Here is an 18,361-nt window from a genome sequence, read left to right as displayed (position 1 = left end):
GCGTCCGACGGGGCCCCTTCGTCGTGTCCGCCGTGTTCGTCGTGCCCCGGTGACCGCGGACACCGCCGGCTCAGCGGTCCTCGGCGTGGTCCGGCCAGGCCTCGGCCAGCTTCCGCCGGGTGTCCTCCAGGAGCTCCGGCAGGGCCTTGGTGCGGGCGACGATCGGGAAGAAGTTCGCGTCCCCGGCCCAACGGGGGACGACGTGCTGGTGCAGGTGCTCGGCCACGCCCGCTCCGGCCACGCTCCCCTGGTTCATGCCCAGGTTGAAGCCGTGGCAGCCGGAGACGGCCTTCAGGGTCCGCATGGCCTGCCGGGTGAGGGCACTGAACTCGGCCAGCGCCTCCCCCTCGATGTCCAGGTAGCCGGGCACGTGCTCGTAGGGACACACCAGCACGTGCCCGGCGTTGTAGGGGTAGAGGTTCATCGTGACGAAGCAGTGCGCGCCCCGTGCCACCAGCAGACCCTCGCCGTCGGCCAGGTGCGGACCGACGCAGAAGGGGCACTCCGTCCGCTCCCCTCCGCGCGAGGGGCTCGCGTCCAGGTACGCCATGCGGTGCGGCACCCACAGCCGCTGGAAGCCGTCCGGGACCCCCGGCAGGTCGGCACTGGACTCGACAGGCTCATTCGTCATTCCTCGAGCGTAACGAGGGCGACACCCCCTCCCCTGGGTGGAGACCCGGGCCCCGGCCCACCGGGACCGACATACGACAATCTGTCGAATCACACTGCCGGTCAGGATCTTCCAATCCTCTCCACCCAGGGTTTGACCCTCCCCGGGGGGGATGCCTTACCTTGGGGCCGCCCCCGATCCCTTGCGGGGGTGGCGGTGTCCCGCTGAGTCCCACCATGACACCGCTGATGTCCGACGAAAGTCGATGGTGGGAACGGGGTACCCATCTCCGACGACCCTGCGTCGTCTTGGGGTGAAGCCAGGAGTCCCCTTGGCCGGTTTCACAGGAGCCGAACCCGACAGGCAACACTCCGTAAGCGATCCTGAGATCCCTCATGTCTGCAACGACCTTCGAGACCCCTGCCGTCGTCAACCGCCGTTCCCTCCTGGTCGGCTCGGCCGCCGCTGCCGGCGCCGGTGCCCTGACCGTCGGGTCGGCGACCGGCGCGAGCGCCATGACGCAGTCGCGTCGTCGCTCCATCTACCGCAAGGCCCGTACCCAGGAGGGCAAGCCCTACGTGTACGGCGCCGACGGCCCGTCCAGCTACGACTGCTCCGGCCTGGTGCAGTGGGCCCACAAGGCCTACGGCGTCTCCCTGCCGCGCTCGGCCGCCTCCCAGTACCGCGCTGCGCGCAAGATCTCGCGCCGCTACGCGACCCTGGGCGACATGCTGTTCGTCGGTGACTGGAACTACGCCTCGCACGTGGGTTTCTACGTGCCGTGGAACGGCCGTCACTACATCTACCACGCCCCGCGTCCGGGTCGTCGCCTGTCCTGCGACCGCATCTGGACCTGGCGCTACACCACCCGTCGCTTCGGCTGAGCCGAACGGGTGCCCGGCACGGTCCGGGAGCACGACGAGGAAGGGCCACTGCCTCCGGGCAGGGGCCCTTTTCTCGTCCCCCCCTGCCTCGGGTGGGCACCCTGATCGGGCCACCACGACGAGCGGGCCCGCACCCCGGTCGTGGGGTGCGGGCCCGCTCCTCGTGCAGTGGCGCCTCAGACCTGGGCGCGGGTGTCGATCGCCTCGCGGATGCGCGCGATCGCGTCGGCGACCGGGACGCCGTTCTCCTGCGACCCGTCGCGGAAGCGGAAGGAGACCGCCCCGGCGTCGCGGTCCTCACCACCGGCGATGACGGTGAAGGGCACCTTGGACTTGCTGGCGTTGCGGATCTTCTTCGGGAAGCGGTCGTCCCCGGCGTCCAGCTCCACCCGGATGCCCTCGGCGGCCATCTGGTCCAGCACGTCCTGGAGGTACTCGGTGAACTCCCCCGCCACCGGCACGCCGAGCACCTGGACGGGCGCCAGCCACACCGGGAAGGCGCCGGCGTAGTGCTCGATGAGCACGCCGATGAAGCGCTCGATGGAGCCGAACTTGGCCGAGTGGATCATGACCGGGCGCTCGCGACCGCCGTCGGCCGCCGAGTACTCCAGCCCGAAGCGCTCGGGCTGGTTGAAGTCGTACTGGATGGTCGACATCTGCCAGGTGCGGCCGATGGCGTCGCGCGCCTGCACGGAGATCTTCGGACCGTAGTAGGCCGCGCCGCCCGGGTCCGGGACGAGCTCCAGGCCGGTCTCCTTGGCCACCTCGCGCAGCACCGAGGTGGCCTGCTCCCACTGCTCGTCGGAGCCGATGAACTTGTCCTTCTTGTCCCCGTCCTCGTCCCGGGTGGAGAGCTCCAAGTAGTAGTCGTCGAGCCCGAAGTCGCGCAGCAGGGAGAGCACGAAGTCCAGCAGGTGGCGGATCTCGCCGGGCGCCTGCTCGGCGGTGACGTAGGAGTGCGAGTCGTCCTGCGTGATCATGCGCACGCGGGTCAGCCCCTGGAGCACGCCCGACTTCTCGTTGCGGTAGACGGTGCCGAACTCGAAGAAGCGCAGCGGCAGGTCACGGTAGGAGCGCTGCTGGCTGCGGTAGATGAGGTTGTGGATCGGGCAGTTCATCGCCTTGACGCGGTAGGCCTGCCCGTCGTCGTCGAGCTCCGGCATCATGCCCTCGGCGTAGTAGGGCAGGTGGCCGGAGGTGTGGAACAGCTGCTCCTTGGCCAAGTGGGGCGTCGTGACGTACTGGAAGCCCTCCTCGACGTGGCGCTTGTAGACGTAGTCCTCCATCGCCTTGCGCAGGGCGGCGCCCTTGGGGTGGAACACCGGCAGCCCCGGCCCCACCTCCTCGGGGAAGCTGAACAGGTCCATCTGCGCACCGAGCTTGCGGTGGTCGCGGCGCTCGGCCTCGGCCAGGCGCTCCTGGTAGGCCTTGAGCTCCTCCTTGCTGGGCCAGGCGGTGCCGTACACGCGCTGCAGCTGCGGGTTCTTCTCCGAGCCGCGCCAGTAGGCCGCAGCCGAGCGGGTCAGGGCGAACCCGTTGCCGATGAGCTTGGTGGTGGGCAGGTGCGGGCCCCGGCACAGGTCACCCCATGCGACCGAGCCGTCCTTGCGCACGTTGTCGTAGATGGTCAGCTGGGAGCCACCCACCTCGGCCGACGCCCCCTCGGCGGCGTCCTCGGCCGCACCGCCCTTGAGGCCGACGAGCTCGACCTTGTACGGCTCGCCGGCGAGCTCGGTGAGGGCGTCCTCGTCGGAGATCTCGCGGCGCACGAAGGTCTGCCCCTCGTTGATGATGCGCTGCATGGTCTTGGAGAGCTTCTTGAGGTCCTCCGGCGTGAACGGTTCCGCGACGTCGAAGTCGTAGTAGAAGCCGTCCCGGACGGGCGGGCCGATGCCGAGCTTGGCCTCGGGGAACTCCTGCTGCACGGCCTGCGCGAGGACGTGGGCCGCCGAGTGGCGCAGGATGTCCAGGCCGTCCTGCTCGTCGATGAGCACGGCCTCCACGACGTCGCCGTCGGCAACCTCGCGGTACAGGTCGCGCAGCTCGCCGTTGACGCGGGCGGCAACGACCTTGCGGTCCTCCCCGAACAGGTCGGTGCCGGTGGTCCCGGTCTCGGCCGTACGGGATGCGCCGTTCACGGTCAGACTGATGGGAGCCAAGGCATTCTCCTGTTCGTGCAGCACCTGCTGCGTGGTGGAAGCGACGGGTCGACGCCCACAGGGCGTGCCGGGGCAGTCTACGCGGCACCTCCACTCCCCCGGCGGGCCGGGAACGACGAGAGCCCCGCGGTCCAGGCGGACCGCGGGGCTCTCTCTCCGGTGGGCGCAAAGGGACTCGAACCCCTGACCTCTCGCGTGTGAAGCGAACGCTCTAACCAACTGAGCTATGCGCCCGGAAGCCTGCACCAACTCGTTGGTGCGACGGCAGACTGTACCCCATCGCGATGCGCAGCGCGAATCGCTGCATGCTCCCCGTCCGGAGCGAACGGGTCACCGGGACCAGACCGGCTCGGGTGGCAGCCCCGCCCACCGGGTCAGCAGGTCGCCGACCACCGCGGGCAGGGCGGGCGGGTGCCCGAACACGAAGGCGATGCACCACACGATGACGGTGGCGGTGAGGAAGGTGACGACACCCAGCGCCACCCGCGCCGGCCACCCCCGGCGGGCCACCCAGTGCCCGAAGTCCACCACCTTGCCGCGCCCCCAGGACAGGAGCCGGGAGGCCGGAGGGAACTCCGTGGCCCACACCAGCACCCCGAGGAAGACGATCGCCCAGCCGGGCCCGGGGAAGGGCACGAGGATCAGCCCGAGCACCACGATCAGCAGGCCCACCAGCCCCACGAGGAGCTTGTAGAAGTGCCCCACCCCCGGCAGGGCGCGGAGTCGGTTGCGCCAGGCCCAGTCCCGCTCGTGCAGCGGGACCGGGTCCGGAGGCGGCGGCGCCCCGCTCCCCCGCCAGCGGTGCGCCGTCACGGGTCCGGGGTCGCGGCCGCGTTCCCCCGGAAGAGCGCCTGCACCTGCTGGGTGACCGGCCCCGTGGGCAGGTCGCGATCGAAGGACACCCCGTGCTGCACCGAGGGGGCCTCGGGCTGCGCGAGGCCGGGCGCGGGCGGGAGCGGCGAGGAGGTGATCTCCACGAGGCGCTCGACCGCCTGGACGGTGCGGATGGAGCTGGTGATGAACAGCTCGTCCGCGGAGGCGAGGTCCGCCATCGGGATGCGCTCCTCGCGCACCTCCAGGCCGGCCTCGCGGGCCCACTCGATGACGAGCCCGCGCGTGACCCCGGCCAGCGGACCCCGGTCCAGGCCGGGGGTGCGCAGCACCCCGTCGGTGACCAGGAAGGCGTTGGACCCGGTGCCCTCGCACAGGTCGCCGTCGCTGGTCGCGAACAGGGTCTCGGTGGCGCCCAGCCGGCTGGCGGCCAGCAGCATGACGGCGTTCTCCGCGTAGGAGGTGGTCTTCAGTCCGGTCACCGTGGAGTGCAGGTTGCGTCGCCACGGGCCCACGGCCACGGTCGTCGCGGGGCCGGCGCCCGGGTCCGGGGCCAGGGCGACGATGTAGGTGGGCTCGACCTCGTACCGGCCCGAGCCCAGCGGGCCACGGCCACCGGTGACCGTGTAGCGCAGCCGACCCAGCGCCGGCGCCGCGCCGTGCTCCTCGCGCGAGGCGGTCAGGACCTCCTCGATCCCCTCGTCCAGCCGGGCCCGGTCCAGCGGCGGCAGGCCGATGCCCGCCAGCGAACGGTCCATGCGGTCGTGGTGGCGCGTCCGGGCGAACACCCGCCCGTCGCGCACCTCGGCGGTCTCGAAGACCCCGTCCCCGACGGTGATGCCGTGGTCGACGGCCAGGACGGCCGCCTGGTCGGCGGGAACGATCTCTCCGTTGACCCAGACGATGGGCTGCATGTCATCCATGGGCACATGCTAGGTCGCGGGATCACGGGCGCCCTTACGCTGGCCGCATGAACGCCCTCCCCGAACCCGACCAGATCGTCGACTCCCTGCCGACGGACGTCCCCTGCTACTTCCAGCCCCTGGGCGACGGCCGCTACCAGCCGACGATCCACGTCCAGGGCGCCTGGCGCCCGTGGGAGCACCACCTGGCCCCCGTCGTCGGGCTCCTCACCCACGAGTTCGCGCGGCACGAGCCCCGCGAGGACATGCAGCTCTCCCGGGTGACCCTGGAGGTCTACGGGGTGATGCCCGCCCTGCCGTCGACGATCTCCGTGCGGACGGTACGGCCGGGGCGCAGCATCGAGCTGCTGGAGGCGACCATGACGATCGGCGACCGCGTCGTCGTGCAGGCGCACGCCTGGCGCATCCAGGTGGTCGACACCGCGGAGGTCGCCGGTCAGGAGATCGAGCGCCTGCCCGACCCCGAGTCCCTGCCCGAGTGGGACGGCATGCACGTGTGGAGCGGTGGCTTCATCGACTCGCTCGACTTCCGTGAGGTCCCGGGGCACGCGCCGGGACGCGGACGGGCCTGGCTGCGGACCGACAAGGAACTCGTGGAGGGCGAGGAGGTGTCGCCGCTGGCGCAGGCGCTGGCGCTGTCGGACACCGCCAACGGCATCGGCCCCCGGCAGAGCCCGGCCGAGTGGATGTTCCCGAACGTGGAGATCAGCGTGCACGTGTGGCGACAGCCGACCCCGGGCTGGATGGGGCTGGACGGTCAGGTGGCCTTCGGGCCGACCGGCGCGGGCCTCACGTCGACCTGGATGCACGACGTCGACGGCGCCTTCGCCCGCATCGAGCAGTCGCTCACCGTGCGGCCCATGCCGGAGCAGCTCTGAGGCGGCACCGGGCCGGATCCGGGGCCGACTTGGCACGAGCGTCGAAGTTGGTTATTGTTTCCCAGCGCCGCACGGGCGGGGTCGAGAAATCGGCACCAGAACGAGCGGCAGGCGGACATAGCTCAGTTGGTAGAGCGCAACCTTGCCAAGGTTGAGGTCGCCGGTTCGAGCCCGGTTGTCCGCTCTGAGGTCATCCAGTCGACCTCACGGTGGAGTGGCCGAGAGGCGAGGCAGCGGCCTGCAAAGCCGTATACACGGGTTCGAATCCCGTCTCCACCTCGAGGCGGCGGGATGTCCGCCGTCACTTCGGAGCAATCCGAAACGGGCGATTGGCGCAGCGGTAGCGCGCTTCCTTGACACGGAAGAGGTCACTGGTTCAAACCCAGTATCGCCCACCAGCACGACAGGCCCCGGTCCTCGGACCGGGGCCCACGTGCCCCGCGGACATAGCTCAGTTGGTAGAGCGCAACCTTGCCAAGGTTGAGGTCGCCGGTTCGAGCCCGGTTGTCCGCTCCGGTGAACGGCCCACATCCCTTCGGGGTGTGGGCCGTTTCGCGTGCGCGGAGCCGGGAGCCGGGAGCCGGGAGCCGGTGGCCCGGTCGTCCGACGTTCAGCCCTCGGCCCGCACGCTCACGACGTGGTCGTCCGCCAGCGGCTGCCCGGCGGAGTCCTGCGCCTGCACACGCAGCGTGGCCTCTCCGGACGAGGCCGGGGACAGTGTCACCTCGTCCTCGTCCACGACGTACCGACCGTCCGGAAGCGTCCACACCCAGGACTCGACTCCTTCGCGGTCCACGGTGAAGTCGACGGGGTCCCCTACCGAGATCGTCTCCGGCCCCCGGATGGACACGCTGCCGTCCACGGAGTTCGGCCCCGGGGCGCCATCGCCGCGAACGGACCAGCCGAACACACCGCCCACTCCCAGGGCGACCACGGCCCCGGCGCCTGCCAGAAGGAGGGGCCGGCCGCCCCTCGCCCGCGGCTCCGACGTCCCGGGACCGTGCGGAAGAGCCCCTGCCGCGGTGGCGGGTGCGGACGTCGGGGTTCCTCCGGAACCGGCTGACTCCGCGAGAGCCTCCTCGACCCCGCGCAGCCACGCCGCGCCGTCCTCCGGGCGGGCCTGCGGGTCAGCGGCCATCCCCTGATCGAGCACTCGATCCAACGCCGACGGGAAATCGCCCCCGTCCGCCACCCACCGGACGAGGGCGGAGAGGGCCCACAGGTCGGCACGCTGGTCGACGACCGCCGGCCCGCCCTCCATCTCCGGCGGGCGGAACCCCGACGTTCCTGCCGTGACGGTGAGCCCACTGTTCAGGGCGAGGTCCTTGCACAGGCCCAGGTCCGCGAGCACCAGCCGCTCGTCCGCAGCCAGCAGCGATCCCCTGGGCGTGCCGCCGGCCGCCCCGCCCTCCGAGCCGACGGAGGTGATGAGGACGTTGGCGGGGCTCAGGTCCCGGTGCACCAGACGTGCCTCGTGCAGGGCCCCCAGGGCCGCGGCCAGCTGGCGACACAGATCGAGAAGGTCACCCCGACCCAGCACGCGCCCGTTCCGGCGGTGCTCGGCCACCCTCTCGCCGAGCGTTCCCCGGTCAGCGTGCTCCAGCACCAGGTAGGGCTGCTGCCGCGTGGTCTCCCCCAGGTCGTGCACCGTCACCACGTGAGGGCTGCGCACCCGGCGCAGACAACGTCCCTCCGCGATGAAACGCTCCCTCACCTCGGGGTTCAGGCTGTGGTTCTCCGCCAGCACCTTGATCACGACGTCCCCCTCCAGGAGGGGGTCGTGGGCGCGGTGCACGGTCGCGAAGGAACCCACACCGATCACGTCGCCGAGCTCGTAGCGCCCCACCGTGCTCATGCCGGTCCCCCGGTGCCCGACCACCCTCCGTCCTCGAGGCGTGCGGCCACCATCGCCCTCCCTCGGGAGATCTGCGCCTTGACCGTTCCCTGCGGCCGCCCCAACCGGTCCGCGATCTCGGCGTACGCCAGCCCCTGGACGTCGCGCAGCACCACCGGGTCGCGGTACAGCTCCGGGAGGTGCGCCAGGGCCTCCCGGACGGTCTCCCGGGTGGTGATGAGGGAGCTCATCCGGTGCGAGGGCAGCTCTTCCTCCTCCGGCAGCTCCTGCACCTCGCGCCGTCGCCGCAGATGGTCGGCCACCCGCCGCCGGACGATGCTGTGCACCCAGGTGGAGACGCGCGAGCCTCCTCGGAAGGAGCCCATGGAACCGGCCACCGAGATCAGGCTCTCCTGCGTCACGTCATCGACCGCGCCGCGGTCGAGCAGAGCGGCCGAGACCATGCGGCGCACCATGCCGGAGGCATCGAGGTGCTCCACGAAGAGGCTGGTCGCCAGGTGGGGGCTCCTGGCCTGCTGCGCCGTCCGCGCCAACAGGGACAGGGCACGATCGCTGTCGTCACCTGAGGTTCCGTCCAGGAGGCGGCGCGCCGCCACCGCGTCCTCGGCCTCCAGGGCCCTCTCCAGAGCGTCCAGGGGATCGGCGGCCGACGCGGTCATGCCGGGAGGCTACACCCCCCGGAATGGCGCTGATTCGGGGCGTTACCGTTCACACCGTCCCCCCCGGATCCGCAGGACACCGAGATGACCGTGCAACTTTTCGGATCCTGCGTGCGACGTACCCAGTGATGCGTCGTTCGAGCCCCTGTGGCCGGCACCAGGCCCCTCGCACACGCACATCACACACGACACAAGGAGCCCTCATGAGCCGCACGCCCCGCCGCCTGACCGCCCTGACCCTCACTCTGGGCCTCGGACTGGGCATGACCGCCTGCAGCAACGACGAGGAGCAGGCCGAGTTCGACGCCGCGAAGTCCGGCATGGAGGAGCTCGAGAGCGCCATGGAGGCCGGGCAGGTCTGGACCACCAAGCAGCTGGACGCCGAGCTGGAGCCCGTCAAGGAGTCCCCCGAGACCCACCTGCTCGCCCCCGGCCTGGACCTGCGCATCACCGAGACCGGCCAGCTCACCGAGCTGTCGGCCCAGGACGCCGAGGCGGCCGGCATGTCCGTCCCCGCAGACGCCGACAAGGTCGTCCCGGCCGACGGTGAGGCCTTCTACGTCATGAACTACAGCAGCACCGACCCCCAGATCCCCGGCCCGAAGGGGGACGAGGTCCCCGAGTCCACCGCCACGGTCACCATCGAGGGCAGCGAGGCCGGCACCGACAGCCTGTTCACCACGGCCGGTGACAGGCAGCAGGGCAGCGTGATCGTCTCCGCCCCCGAGGACATCGCCCCCGAGGACCTCCTGCTGGAGGTCACCACCGGCCAGGAGGAGTCGCTCGAGCAGTCCCTCAGCATCGTCGACGGCACCCGCACCTCCGACTCCGCTCCCCAGCTCTACGCCGTCGAGGACTTCACCGCCGAGGTCACCGACGCCGAGGCGATGTCCTTCGACTACGTCGACCTGACGAAGGAGACGCAGACCATCCGCGGTGAGGTCGAGAAGGCCCACCTGACCCCGTACCACGAGCAGTTCGGCTTCAGCCGCTCCGGAGAGCTGTACCTCGTCGTGACGGTCGACGAGCCGGAGAACCACGACAACAGGAGCACCATCCAGGTCGAGATGCCCGACGGCACCACCATCGAGCCCGAGGACGAGAACCGCAGCCTCGTCAAGGCCTTCGACGGGCCCATGACCTTCTCCGTCCCCGCCGACGCCGGAGAGGCGATCGTCCGCCTGACCCCGCGTGCCAAGCCTGCCACCGAGGTGACGGAGGGTGAGCCCGCCGAGGCCACCGTCACCTGGAACACGGCCGGCGAGGGCGGCTCCTCCTCGGACGAGAAGTCCGGTGACGACGAGTCCGACGACAAGAAGTCCGAGGACAAGGCGTCCGAGTCCGGTGACGACGCGTCAGAGAAGGAGTCCGGCTCCAGCGACGAGAAGTCGTCCGACGACGAGGCCTCGAGCGAGGAGTCCGCTTCCGCCTCCGAGTGACCCACCACGAGACCGCGGCCGCCGAGGGGGTCTCTCGGCGGCCGCGGTCTCGTCCATCGGGCCCCGGCGTCGCCTCAGGTGCCGCAGTAGGTGACGTGGCGAGGCACCCCGGCCGGCGCGGGAACCTCGAGGTCCTCCAGCCCCTCCCGTCGCGTGAACGGGTCACGCAGCGCCCCGACCAGGCGCTCGAGGGGCGCGAGGTCGTCCTGCTCCGCCGCGGCGAGCACCTCCTCGACCACGTGGTTGCGGGGCACGTACACCGGGTTCGCCACGCGGAGCGCCTCGGCGGCCCCTTCTCCCCCGCCGGTGGCCGCCCGCCACCGGTCGGCCCACGCATCGAAGGTGGTCGGGTCGGTGAAGAGCTCCCGGGACCGCCCGTCGGCCAGCCCGGCGAAGAAGAGCGTGTGGTCCACCGCGTGCTCGGCGAGGAGTCCCAGCGTCGCCGCGACGAGCTCCTCGTCCGGCCCCCGGAGCGCCAGCTTTCGGGAGAAGAGATCCGTGCGCTCGACCTGGTAGGTGTCGGCGAAGTCGACCACCACCTGCGTCGCCCGCTCGACAGCGCGGTCGGCGTCCTCGTCGACGAGTGGCAGCAGGGCCTCGGCCAAGCGGGCGAGGTTCCACTGCGCGACCCCCGGCTGGTTGCCGTAGGCGTAGCGGCCCGCATGGTCGATGGAGCTGAAGACCGCCTGCGGGTCGTGGGCGTCCAGCATCGCGACCGGGCCGTAGTCGATCGTCTCGCCCGAGAGCGTCACGTTGTCGGTGTTCATGACGCCGTGCACGAGCCCGAGGCCCATCCACTGCGCCACCGTGCAGGCCTGCACCTGCCCGACGGCGCGCAGCAGGGCCAGCGCCTCGGGCTCCCCCGCCTCGGCCGCGCTGGCGGCGGCCTGCGGGTGGTGGCGGTGCAGCGCGTGGTGCACCAGCCGCTGCAGGACGTCCCGGTCGTGGGAGGCGGCGGCGTGCTGCACGGTGCCGACCCGCAGGTGGCTCGCGGCGGTACGCACCAGCAGCGCACCGGGCAGGGGGCGCTCCCGCAGCACCTGCTCCCCCGTGGCCACCACCGCCAGGGAGCGCGTCGTCGGCAGCCCCACGGCGTGGGCGAACACGCTGAACAGGTGCTCGCGCAACATCGGGCCGACGGCGGCCAGACCGTCGCCGCCGCGGGCGAAGGGGGTGCGCCCCGAGCCCTTCAGGTGGACGTCGTGCCGGCTGCCGTCGGGCGCGACGTGCTCACCGAGCAGCAGGGCGCGCCCGTCCCCCAGCAGCGGGGAGAACCCGCCGAACTGGTGACCGGCGTAGGCCTGCGCGACCGCGGGCGGGGAGCCCTCGGCAGTGCGCGCGCCGGTCAGGAAGGTCAGCCCCTCCGGCGACCGGAGCCAGGCGGGGTCCCAGCCCAGCTCCCGGGCGTGCCCCTCGTCGAGGGCCAACAGACGCGGGGCGGGGACGGCCGCGGCCGTCCAGGGCTGCGAGAGCTCCGGGACGGCCGCGGCGAAGGACTGCTCCAGGGTGGGGATCACTCGCCCGCCTCAGTCCAGCATCGTGAAGTTGCCCTCGTCCGGGTGCGGGAACAGCCGCTCCTCGGTGTCCAGGGCGCTGAGCTCCCCCATCTGGGCCTCGCTCAGCTCGAAGCCGAACAGGTCGATGTTGGTGCGGATCCGCTCCGGGGTCACGGACTTGGGGATGACCACGTTGCCGGACTGCAGGTGCCAGCGCAGCACCACCTGGCCCGGGGTGACACCGAGCTCCTCGGCGATCTTCGTGACCGGCGGGAGCTCGAGGTCCTTCGCCTGGCCGATGGGCGCGTAGGCCTCCACGGCCAGCCCCTTCTCGCGGCTGACCTGCTGGCTCTCGGGCTGCTGGAAGCTCGGGTGCAGCTCGATCTGGTTGACCGCCGGGACCACCTCGGCCCCCTCGAGGAGGGAGCGCAGGTGGTGCGGTAGGAAGTTCGAGACGCCGATGGCCCGGGCACCCCCGTCGCGGTAGATGCCCTCGAGCTCGGTCCACGCCTCGTGGTAGGTCTCCAGGGCCGGGGCGGGCCAGTGGATCAGGTACAGGTCCACCGCGTCGAGGCCGAGCTTGCGCAGCGACTCCTCGAAGGCCGGACGCACCAGGTCCTTGCGTTGCTCGCCGTTGCGGAGCTTGGTGGTGATCCACAGCTCCTCGCGCGGGATGCCGGAGGCCTTGAGGGCCGCACCGACGCCGGCCTCGTTGCCGTAGACCGCCGCGGTGTCGATGTGGCGGTAGCCCGCCTCCAGCGCCGTCTCGACGGCCCGCTGGGCCTCGGAGTCGTCCACCTGGAAGGTGCCGAAGCCCACCTGGGGCATCTCCAGCCCGTTGTTGAGCGTGACGGTGGGCACCTCGGGCAGCGTCGCCATGATCAGGATTCCTTCTTCTTTCTCTTCTTCTTGTCCTTGGACTTCTTCTTGCCCTTGTCGTCCGCGTCGTCGTGCTTCTTCTTCGCGGACTTCTTGTCGGCCTTCTTGTCGTGCTTGGACTTCTTCTTGCTCTTGTCCTTCGCGGACTTCCCGTCCTCGTCGTGCTTCTTCTTGTGCTTCTTGCTCTTCTTCCCGGACTTCTTCGTGTCCTTGGACTTCTTCTTGCCCGAGTCGTCCGCAGCACCTTCCACAGTCTCATCCGTGGTCCGTCCCAGCAGGACCTCGGGGGCCTCCGAGAAGGCCGGTTCGTCCTCGGCGCCTTCCGGCGCGGCGATGATCTGCTCGCGCAGCCGCTCCAGGTTGGCCTCCACGTCGAAGTCGGCCTCGGGCCAGGTCAGGTCCATCGCCCGAAGGTGCTCGAGCACCAGCTGCTGCACGGCCAGGCGCGCGTACCACTTGCGGTCCGCCGGCACCACGTACCACGGCGCCCCCTTGGTGGAAGTGCGGGAGAGCACCACCTGGTAGGCCTCCTGGTAGTCCTCCCAGAACTCGCGCTCGTCGAGGTCGCCGGGGTTGAACTTCCAGTGCTTCTCCGGGCGCTCCAGTCGCTCCAGCAGGCGCGCGGACTGCTCCTGCCGGGAGACGTGCAGCATCACCTTGACGACCGTGGTGCCGCGGGCGGCCATCTGCCGCTCGAAGGCGTTGATCGCCGCGTAGCGCTTTTTCCACTGCTCCGGGGCGACGAGGTCGTGCACCCGCACGACGAGCACGTCCTCGTAGTGCGACCGGTCGAAGACACCGATGTGCCCGGCGTCGGGCAGCTGCTGGCGGATGCGCCACAGGAAGTCGTGCTTGCGCTCCTCGGCCGTCGGGGCCTTGAACGCGGCGATCTGCACGCCCTGCGGGTCCATGGTGCCGAACACGTGGCGCATGACCCCGCCCTTGCCGGCGGTGTCCATGCCCTGGACGATCACGAGCAGCCGCCGGCGGTCGCCGCGGGTACCCATCGCGTACAGGCGCTCCTGCAGCTCGTCCAGCTCGGGCTCGGCCGCGACCATCGCCAGCTGCCCGTCCGCCTTGTCGCCGTCGAACGCGGGGGTCGAGGAGGCGTCGGCATCCTCCAGCCGGAATCCCCGCTCGACGCGCAGGGCGTCGCTGAACGGCGTCCCGCCCGGCGCGATGCGCTCCAGCGCCTCCTGCAGGTCCTGCTCGGTCGGTCCGGGGAACTCGTGGTTCGTCTCTGCCATGGCCGTACTCTGCCACTCCTGGCTGTGCGGCGGCCCGTCGAGGACCTCGTCGGGGTGCCTCAGGAGCCGGTGGAGACCCTGGTCCGGGCGAGGTAGCGGGCCACCACCTGCTCCCAGCGGGCGGGGTCGGTGTTCCACTCCCGGCAGTGCATGCCGACCGGCCACTCCTGCAGCGTCACGAGGTCCGGCCGCATCGCCGCGAGCTCGCGGGAGGAGTGCACCGGCACCACCTCGTCGACCACCGAGTGGATTACCAGCATCTGGTGGGTCAGCTCGGCCGCCCGGTCCAGCCAGTTCATGAGGGCGAGGTCACGCGGCTCGCTGATGGCGAAGAGGAACTTCGCCTCCTCCCGACCCATGAGGTGGCGAGCCAGCTGCTCCACCCCGGCCGGCACCTTGGCGCGGCTCGCGGCGTGCGAGAGCACCTGTCCCCAGTCGACCACCGGGGCGTCCAGCACGACGCACGAGACGAGGTGGGCCAGCTCGGACTGCACCAGCGTCTGCAGGACGATGGCGCCCCCCATCGAGTAGCCGACGAGAACGACCTCGCGCGCGCCGTGCTCGACCGCGTACTCGATGGCCGCCTCGATGTCGCGCCACTCGGTGAGGCCGAGGGTGTAGCGACCGTCCGCGCTGCGCGGTGCCTCGCTGTCGTTCCGGTAGGCCGGCACCAGGCAGGCGTAGCCGGACTCGCGGAACGGGCGCACCGCCCGGAAGCCCTCCTCGCGACGGGCCGCCCGGCCGTGGACGGTGATCATCCACCTGTCGTGGGTGAGGTCGGGGCCCTCCGCGACGCCCTCGGGGAGGATCTGCCAGCAGGGGAACTCGCCGATGTCGGAGGCGAGCCGCAGGTCGCGCGCCGGCATCCCGAGCGCCAGCCGGGGGTCCCGGGGGTAGTAGTAGGGGTTGAGCCGTGCGGGACCGGGCACCGGGAAGGGGCCGTCGACGGCGTCCAGGCGACGGACCACCCGCCCGGCCTCCTGCTGGTGCTCCAGCACCTCGCCGAAGCGCAGGTGGCGGTCCCCTCCCTTGAGCCAGAGCCCGTAGCGACCCGGCTGGAGGGTCAGTCCGTTGGCCGCCAGGGTGACCGTGCGGTGCACGGAGTCGATGGCGAGCAGCTCGCAGTCGTCGGGGTGGACGGCATCGGGGGTGAGCACCCGGCGGCCGAAGTAGACCGCCGTCCCCACCGCGGCGGCGCCGGTCAGCGCGGCGGTGCTGCCGACCACCCAGCCGGCCACCGCCCCGATGCGTCGCCACACGGCACTCGTCAGAGCCATGACCCGATCCTAGAGGGCGCCGGTCGGCCCCCCTCCCGGTGGGATCGCACCGGGAGGGGTGCGCGCCTCACTCGTCCTCCACCCAGTCCAGGGTGCGGGAGACCGCCTTGGCCCACCGGCGCACCTCCCGCTCCCGCACCTCGGGATCCATGCACGGCTCCCAGCGGCGCCCCTCGTGCCAGTGGGCGGCGATCTCGTCGGTGTCCTCCCAGAAGCCGACCGCCAGGCCCGCGGCGTAGGCCGCCCCCAGGGCCGTCGTCTCGGACACCTCGGGGACCACCACGGGCACGCCCAGGACATCGCTCTGGAACTGCATCAACGTCCGGTTGACGGTCATGCCCCCGTCGACGCGCAGCTCGCTCACCTCGAGGTCGAGGTCCGCGGCGTCGGCGAGCATCGCGTCGACGACCTCCCGGGTCTGGAAGCCCGTCGCCTCGAGCACCGCTCGGGCGATGTGGCCCTTGTTGACGTAGCGCGTGAGCCCCACCAGTGCGCCTCGCGCGTCCGAGCGCCAGTGCGGGGCGAAGAGGCCGGAGAAGGCGGGGACGAAGTAGGCGCCGCCGTTGTCCTCGACGGTCGTGGCGAGCTCCTCCACCTCGCTCGCGCTGTGGATGAGGCCGAGGTTGTCCCGCAGCCACTGCACGAGCGCCCCGGTGACGGCGATGGAGCCCTCGAGCGCGTACACGGGCTCCTGGTCGCCGAGCTTCCAGCAGAGCGTGGTGAGCAGCCCGTGCTGCGAGCGCACGACCTCCTGGCCGGTGTTCATCAGCAGGAAGTTGCCGGTGCCGTAGGTGTTCTTGGCGGCGCCGGGCTCCAGGCAGGCCTGGCCGAGGGTGGCGGCGTGCTGGTCGCCCAGGGCTCCCGCGATGGGCACCCCGGTGAGGATGCTGTCACCGTCGGCCACGCCGTACACCTCGGAGGAGGACCGGATCTCCGGGAGCATCGACATCGGCACCCCCATGGCCGCGCAGGTGGCCTCGTCCCACTGCAGGGTGTACAGGTCCATGAGCATGGTGCGCGAGGCGTTCGTGACGTCCGTGACGTGGACGCCACCGTCCGGGCCGCCGGTGAGCTTCCAGATGACCCACGTCTCGGTGGTGCCGAAGAGCAGGTCGCCGGCCTCGGCGCGCTCCCGGACGCCCTCGACGTGCTGGAGGATCCAGCGCAGCTTGGGGCCGGCGAAGTAGGTGGTCAGCGGCAGGCCGCAGGTGTCGCGGAAGCGGTCCTCCCCCAGCGGCTCGCCGTCGGGACCGGGCTCGGAGGCGAGCTCCTCGACCGTCGAGCGGGTGCGGGTGTCCTGCCACACGATGGCGTGGTGCACCGGCTCGCCCGTGTGGAGATCCCAGACGACGGTGGTCTCGCGCTGGTTGGTGATGCCGACGGCCGCCAGGTGGCCGGCGTTGGTGTCCGCCGCGCTCAGGGCCCCTGCGATCACCGAGCGGGTGGTGCGCCAGATCTCCTGTGGGTCGTGCTCGACCCACCCGGGCCGGGGCAGGATCTGCTGGTGCTCCACCTGGTCGGACGCGACGGGCCGGCCGTCGTGGTCGAACACGATGGCGCGGGTGCTGGTGGTGCCCTGGTCGATGGCGAGCATGTACCGGGGGCTGGTCATGAGGGGCACCCTGTCACGACATCGGCGCCGGGGCGGGGGTGGTGCGGCCGGGTGTGCGGCGACGGGGTGCCGCGTCCGAACGCCTGGGTGGACGCCGCCGGGTGGCGCAGACTGGGGCCATGACTGCTGACTCCCCCTCGGTGCCCGGCGTGATGCTCGCGAAGGCCGCGGCCTCTGTCCCGGCGCCCGACGCACTGCCCGGTGGGTGCGCCTACGAGCCGAAGTGGGACGGCTTCCGCGTCCTGGTGGTCCGTGGCGAGGCCGCACCGACGGCGACGGCGGTCGGCGAGGGCGACGAGGCGACCGACCTCGTCGGACGCAGCGGCAAGTCACTGGCCCGGTACTTCCCGGAGGTGGTCGAGCGGGTGCGGGTGATCCCGGCCCCGGCGGTCGTCGACGGGGAGCTCGTGGTGCGCTCGGGCACCCCGGGGGCCGAGCGGCTGGACTGGGACGCGCTCTCCCAGCGCATCCACCCGGCCCGGTCGCGGGTCGAGCGGCTGGCCGCGGAGACGCCCGGCGAGGTCGTGTGCTTCGACCTGCTGGCAGACGGCGACGGGTCGCTCCTCGAACAGCCCTTCCGCGAGCGGCGCCGGCGGTTGGAGGCCCTGGTGGGTGGGTCGTCGGCCCCGCACGGGGTGCACGTCACCCGGATGACGACCGATGTGGACGAGGCGACCGACTGGTTCACCCGCTTCGAGGGGGCGGGGCTCGACGGCATCGTGGCCAAGGGGCTGGACACGCCCTACGTGCCGGGCGGCCGGAGCATGGTGAAGGTCAAGCACAAGCGCTCGGCGGACGCCGTGGTGGTGGGCTATCGGGAGCACAGGAGCGGCAGCGGGGTGGGGTCCCTGCTGCTCGGCCTGTACTCCGGGGGCGAGCTGGTGCCGGTGGGTGGTGCGTCGTCCTTCACCGCGGCGCGGCGGGTCGAGCTCGAGGAGGAGCTGCAGCCGCTGGTGGTCCGGGGCTCCGACGGGCGGGCCGCGACCGCGCAGCGGGAACGCAACCGGTTCAGCTCCCGGAGGGACACCGGGTACGTGCCGCTGCGGCCCGAGCGGGTGGTCGAGGTGGCCTTCGACCAGCTCGAGGGGCGGCGGTTCCGGCACACGGTGCGCTTCGTCCGCTGGCGCCCGGACAAGGACCCCCGCGAGTGCACCCTCGATCAGGTTGACGTGGCCTCCGGCTACGATCTGGGCGCCGTTCTGGGCGCGGATTCCTGAGGGATCGGGAACCGCTTCGACCAAGGGAGACCCCATGCCTGCACTGCTGCTGGAGACCACCGCCGAGTCGCGTTCGTGGGCGCCGGGGGCGGTCTGCGCCGGCGTCCTGGCCGTCACGGGACTACTGATGCTCCTGCGCTCGGGCAGCCTGCCCGTGCCGGTCAAGGGCGTGGTGCGCTCGATGGCGCTCGTCGCACTGCTGGTGGCCGTGGGGCTCTTCGTGCTCGGATGGCTGGGCATGGCCTGGATGGCGCTGGGGCTCGTGACGGTCGTGCTCCTGCTGCTGGTCCTCGGGGGCACCGGCGTGCTGGCGACCCGCGCCGAGCGGCTGGCGCGGGAGGGCCGTGGGCGCGGGGAGAGCGTCGTGCAGGAGCGCCGCGAGGGCTGAGCCGGTG

General features: G+C 71.7%; 15 protein-coding genes, 5 tRNA genes, 1 pseudogene and 1 riboswitch. Of the genes and pseudogenes, 9 read left to right on the top strand and 12 right to left on the bottom strand.

The window, feature by feature from the left end; genetic code table 11:
• Nucleotides 1-70: 70 nt before the first annotated feature.
• A complete protein-coding gene (locus ACY8FT_RS02910) occupies nucleotides 71-631 on the bottom strand; it encodes an HIT family protein (protein WP_462417440.1) in 561 nt (186 codons plus the stop codon).
• A 212-nt stretch (nucleotides 632-843) separates the two neighbouring features.
• A riboswitch (cyclic di-AMP (ydaO/yuaA leader) is annotated at nucleotides 844-1,005 on the top strand.
• Between ACY8FT_RS02910 and ACY8FT_RS02905 the strand changes: the two genes are divergently transcribed.
• A complete protein-coding gene (locus ACY8FT_RS02905) occupies nucleotides 1,006-1,494 on the top strand; it encodes a C40 family peptidase (RefSeq protein ID WP_462417439.1) in 489 nt (162 codons plus the stop codon).
• A gap of 176 nt (nucleotides 1,495-1,670) precedes the next feature.
• On the opposite strand, the gene thrS is transcribed toward ACY8FT_RS02905, so the two are convergent.
• The 4 genes from thrS to ACY8FT_RS02885 form a co-directional block, all read right to left on the bottom strand.
• Nucleotides 1,671-3,653 carry a threonine--tRNA ligase gene (gene thrS, locus ACY8FT_RS02900; protein WP_462417438.1) on the bottom strand — a complete coding sequence of 661 codons (1,983 nt, stop codon included), beginning with the start codon at nucleotides 3,651-3,653 and terminating at the stop codon, nucleotides 1,671-1,673.
• Nucleotides 3,654-3,813: 160 nt separating this feature from the next.
• Nucleotides 3,814-3,887: transfer RNA gene (locus ACY8FT_RS02895), tRNA-Val, on the bottom strand.
• Between the two features lie 96 nt (nucleotides 3,888-3,983).
• Nucleotides 3,984-4,466 (bottom strand): TIGR02611 family protein, encoded by a 483-nt coding sequence (locus tag ACY8FT_RS02890; RefSeq protein ID WP_462417437.1) that lies wholly within the window; start codon nucleotides 4,464-4,466, stop codon nucleotides 3,984-3,986.
• Nucleotides 4,463-5,407 (bottom strand): aminotransferase class IV, encoded by a 945-nt coding sequence (locus ACY8FT_RS02885; RefSeq protein WP_462417436.1) that lies wholly within the window; start codon nucleotides 5,405-5,407, stop codon nucleotides 4,463-4,465. Before ACY8FT_RS02885 ends, ACY8FT_RS02890 begins: the two co-directional genes overlap by 4 nt.
• A gap of 47 nt (nucleotides 5,408-5,454) precedes the next feature.
• Here ACY8FT_RS02885 and ACY8FT_RS02880 point away from each other — a divergent pair, with 47 nt between their 5' ends.
• The 5 genes from ACY8FT_RS02880 to ACY8FT_RS02860 all read left to right on the top strand — a co-directional run bounded on the left by ACY8FT_RS02880 (nucleotide 5,455) and on the right by ACY8FT_RS02860 (nucleotide 6,798).
• A complete protein-coding gene (locus tag ACY8FT_RS02880) occupies nucleotides 5,455-6,285 on the top strand; it encodes a thioesterase family protein (protein WP_462417435.1) in 831 nt (276 codons plus the stop codon).
• Between the two features lie 111 nt (nucleotides 6,286-6,396).
• Nucleotides 6,397-6,469: transfer RNA gene (locus tag ACY8FT_RS02875), tRNA-Gly, on the top strand.
• 24 nt (nucleotides 6,470-6,493) lie between these two features.
• Nucleotides 6,494-6,564 (top strand) — tRNA-Cys (locus ACY8FT_RS02870).
• A 44-nt stretch (nucleotides 6,565-6,608) separates the two neighbouring features.
• Nucleotides 6,609-6,683, top strand: a tRNA-Val gene (locus tag ACY8FT_RS02865).
• Between the two features lie 42 nt (nucleotides 6,684-6,725).
• Nucleotides 6,726-6,798 (top strand) — tRNA-Gly (locus tag ACY8FT_RS02860).
• Nucleotides 6,799-6,895: 97 nt separating this feature from the next.
• On the opposite strand, the gene ACY8FT_RS02855 is transcribed toward ACY8FT_RS02860, so the two are convergent.
• A complete protein-coding gene (locus ACY8FT_RS02855; protein ID WP_462417434.1) occupies nucleotides 6,896-8,140 on the bottom strand; it encodes a serine/threonine-protein kinase in 1,245 nt (414 codons plus the stop codon).
• Nucleotides 8,137-8,799, bottom strand: a complete 663-nt coding sequence (locus tag ACY8FT_RS02850) for an RNA polymerase sigma factor (RefSeq protein WP_462417433.1) — start codon at nucleotides 8,797-8,799, stop codon at nucleotides 8,137-8,139. Before ACY8FT_RS02850 ends, ACY8FT_RS02855 begins: the two co-directional genes overlap by 4 nt.
• A gap of 203 nt (nucleotides 8,800-9,002) precedes the next feature.
• On the opposite strand from ACY8FT_RS02850, the gene ACY8FT_RS02845 reads away from it, so the two are divergent.
• Complete coding sequence (locus ACY8FT_RS02845; protein WP_462417432.1) at nucleotides 9,003-10,238, top strand: hypothetical protein; 1,236 nt, start codon at nucleotides 9,003-9,005, stop codon at nucleotides 10,236-10,238.
• A 74-nt stretch (nucleotides 10,239-10,312) separates the two neighbouring features.
• Here the strand turns inward: ACY8FT_RS02845 and ACY8FT_RS02840 are convergent, their stop codons facing one another.
• The 5 genes and pseudogenes from ACY8FT_RS02840 to glpK form a co-directional block, all read right to left on the bottom strand.
• The gene (locus ACY8FT_RS02840; RefSeq protein WP_462417431.1) at nucleotides 10,313-11,755 is read right to left on the bottom strand and encodes a protein adenylyltransferase SelO; all 1,443 of its coding nucleotides are present in this window, start codon (nucleotides 11,753-11,755) and stop codon (nucleotides 10,313-10,315) included.
• Nucleotides 11,756-11,764: 9 nt separating this feature from the next.
• Nucleotides 11,765-12,613 carry an aldo/keto reductase gene (locus ACY8FT_RS02835; protein ID WP_462417430.1) on the bottom strand — a complete coding sequence of 283 codons (849 nt, stop codon included), beginning with the start codon at nucleotides 12,611-12,613 and terminating at the stop codon, nucleotides 11,765-11,767.
• 347 nt (nucleotides 12,614-12,960) lie between these two features.
• Nucleotides 12,961-13,860 (bottom strand): annotated as a pseudogene (locus ACY8FT_RS02830) (polyphosphate kinase 2 family protein); the annotation flags it as partial.
• A gap of 59 nt (nucleotides 13,861-13,919) precedes the next feature.
• Nucleotides 13,920-15,137, bottom strand: a complete 1,218-nt coding sequence (locus tag ACY8FT_RS02825; protein ID WP_462417429.1) for an alpha/beta hydrolase family protein — start codon at nucleotides 15,135-15,137, stop codon at nucleotides 13,920-13,922.
• A gap of 67 nt (nucleotides 15,138-15,204) precedes the next feature.
• On the bottom strand, nucleotides 15,205-16,749 hold the full coding sequence (gene glpK, locus ACY8FT_RS02820) for a glycerol kinase GlpK (RefSeq protein ID WP_462417428.1): 1,545 nt from the start codon (nucleotides 16,747-16,749) through the stop codon (nucleotides 15,205-15,207).
• 119 nt (nucleotides 16,750-16,868) lie between these two features.
• Between glpK and ACY8FT_RS02815 the strand changes: the two genes are divergently transcribed.
• Nucleotides 16,869-17,966: an ATP-dependent DNA ligase gene (locus ACY8FT_RS02815; protein WP_462417427.1), complete on the top strand. Its 1,098-nt coding sequence runs from the start codon at nucleotides 16,869-16,871 to the stop codon at nucleotides 17,964-17,966.
• Between the two features lie 34 nt (nucleotides 17,967-18,000).
• Nucleotides 18,001-18,354: a hypothetical protein gene (locus tag ACY8FT_RS02810; RefSeq protein ID WP_462417426.1), complete on the top strand. Its 354-nt coding sequence runs from the start codon at nucleotides 18,001-18,003 to the stop codon at nucleotides 18,352-18,354.
• Nucleotides 18,355-18,361: the final 7 nt, after the last annotated feature.

It is taken from the genome of Kytococcus sp. Marseille-QA3725, assembly GCF_054950055.1.
This window is presented reverse-complemented; position numbering and strand designations above follow the sequence as displayed.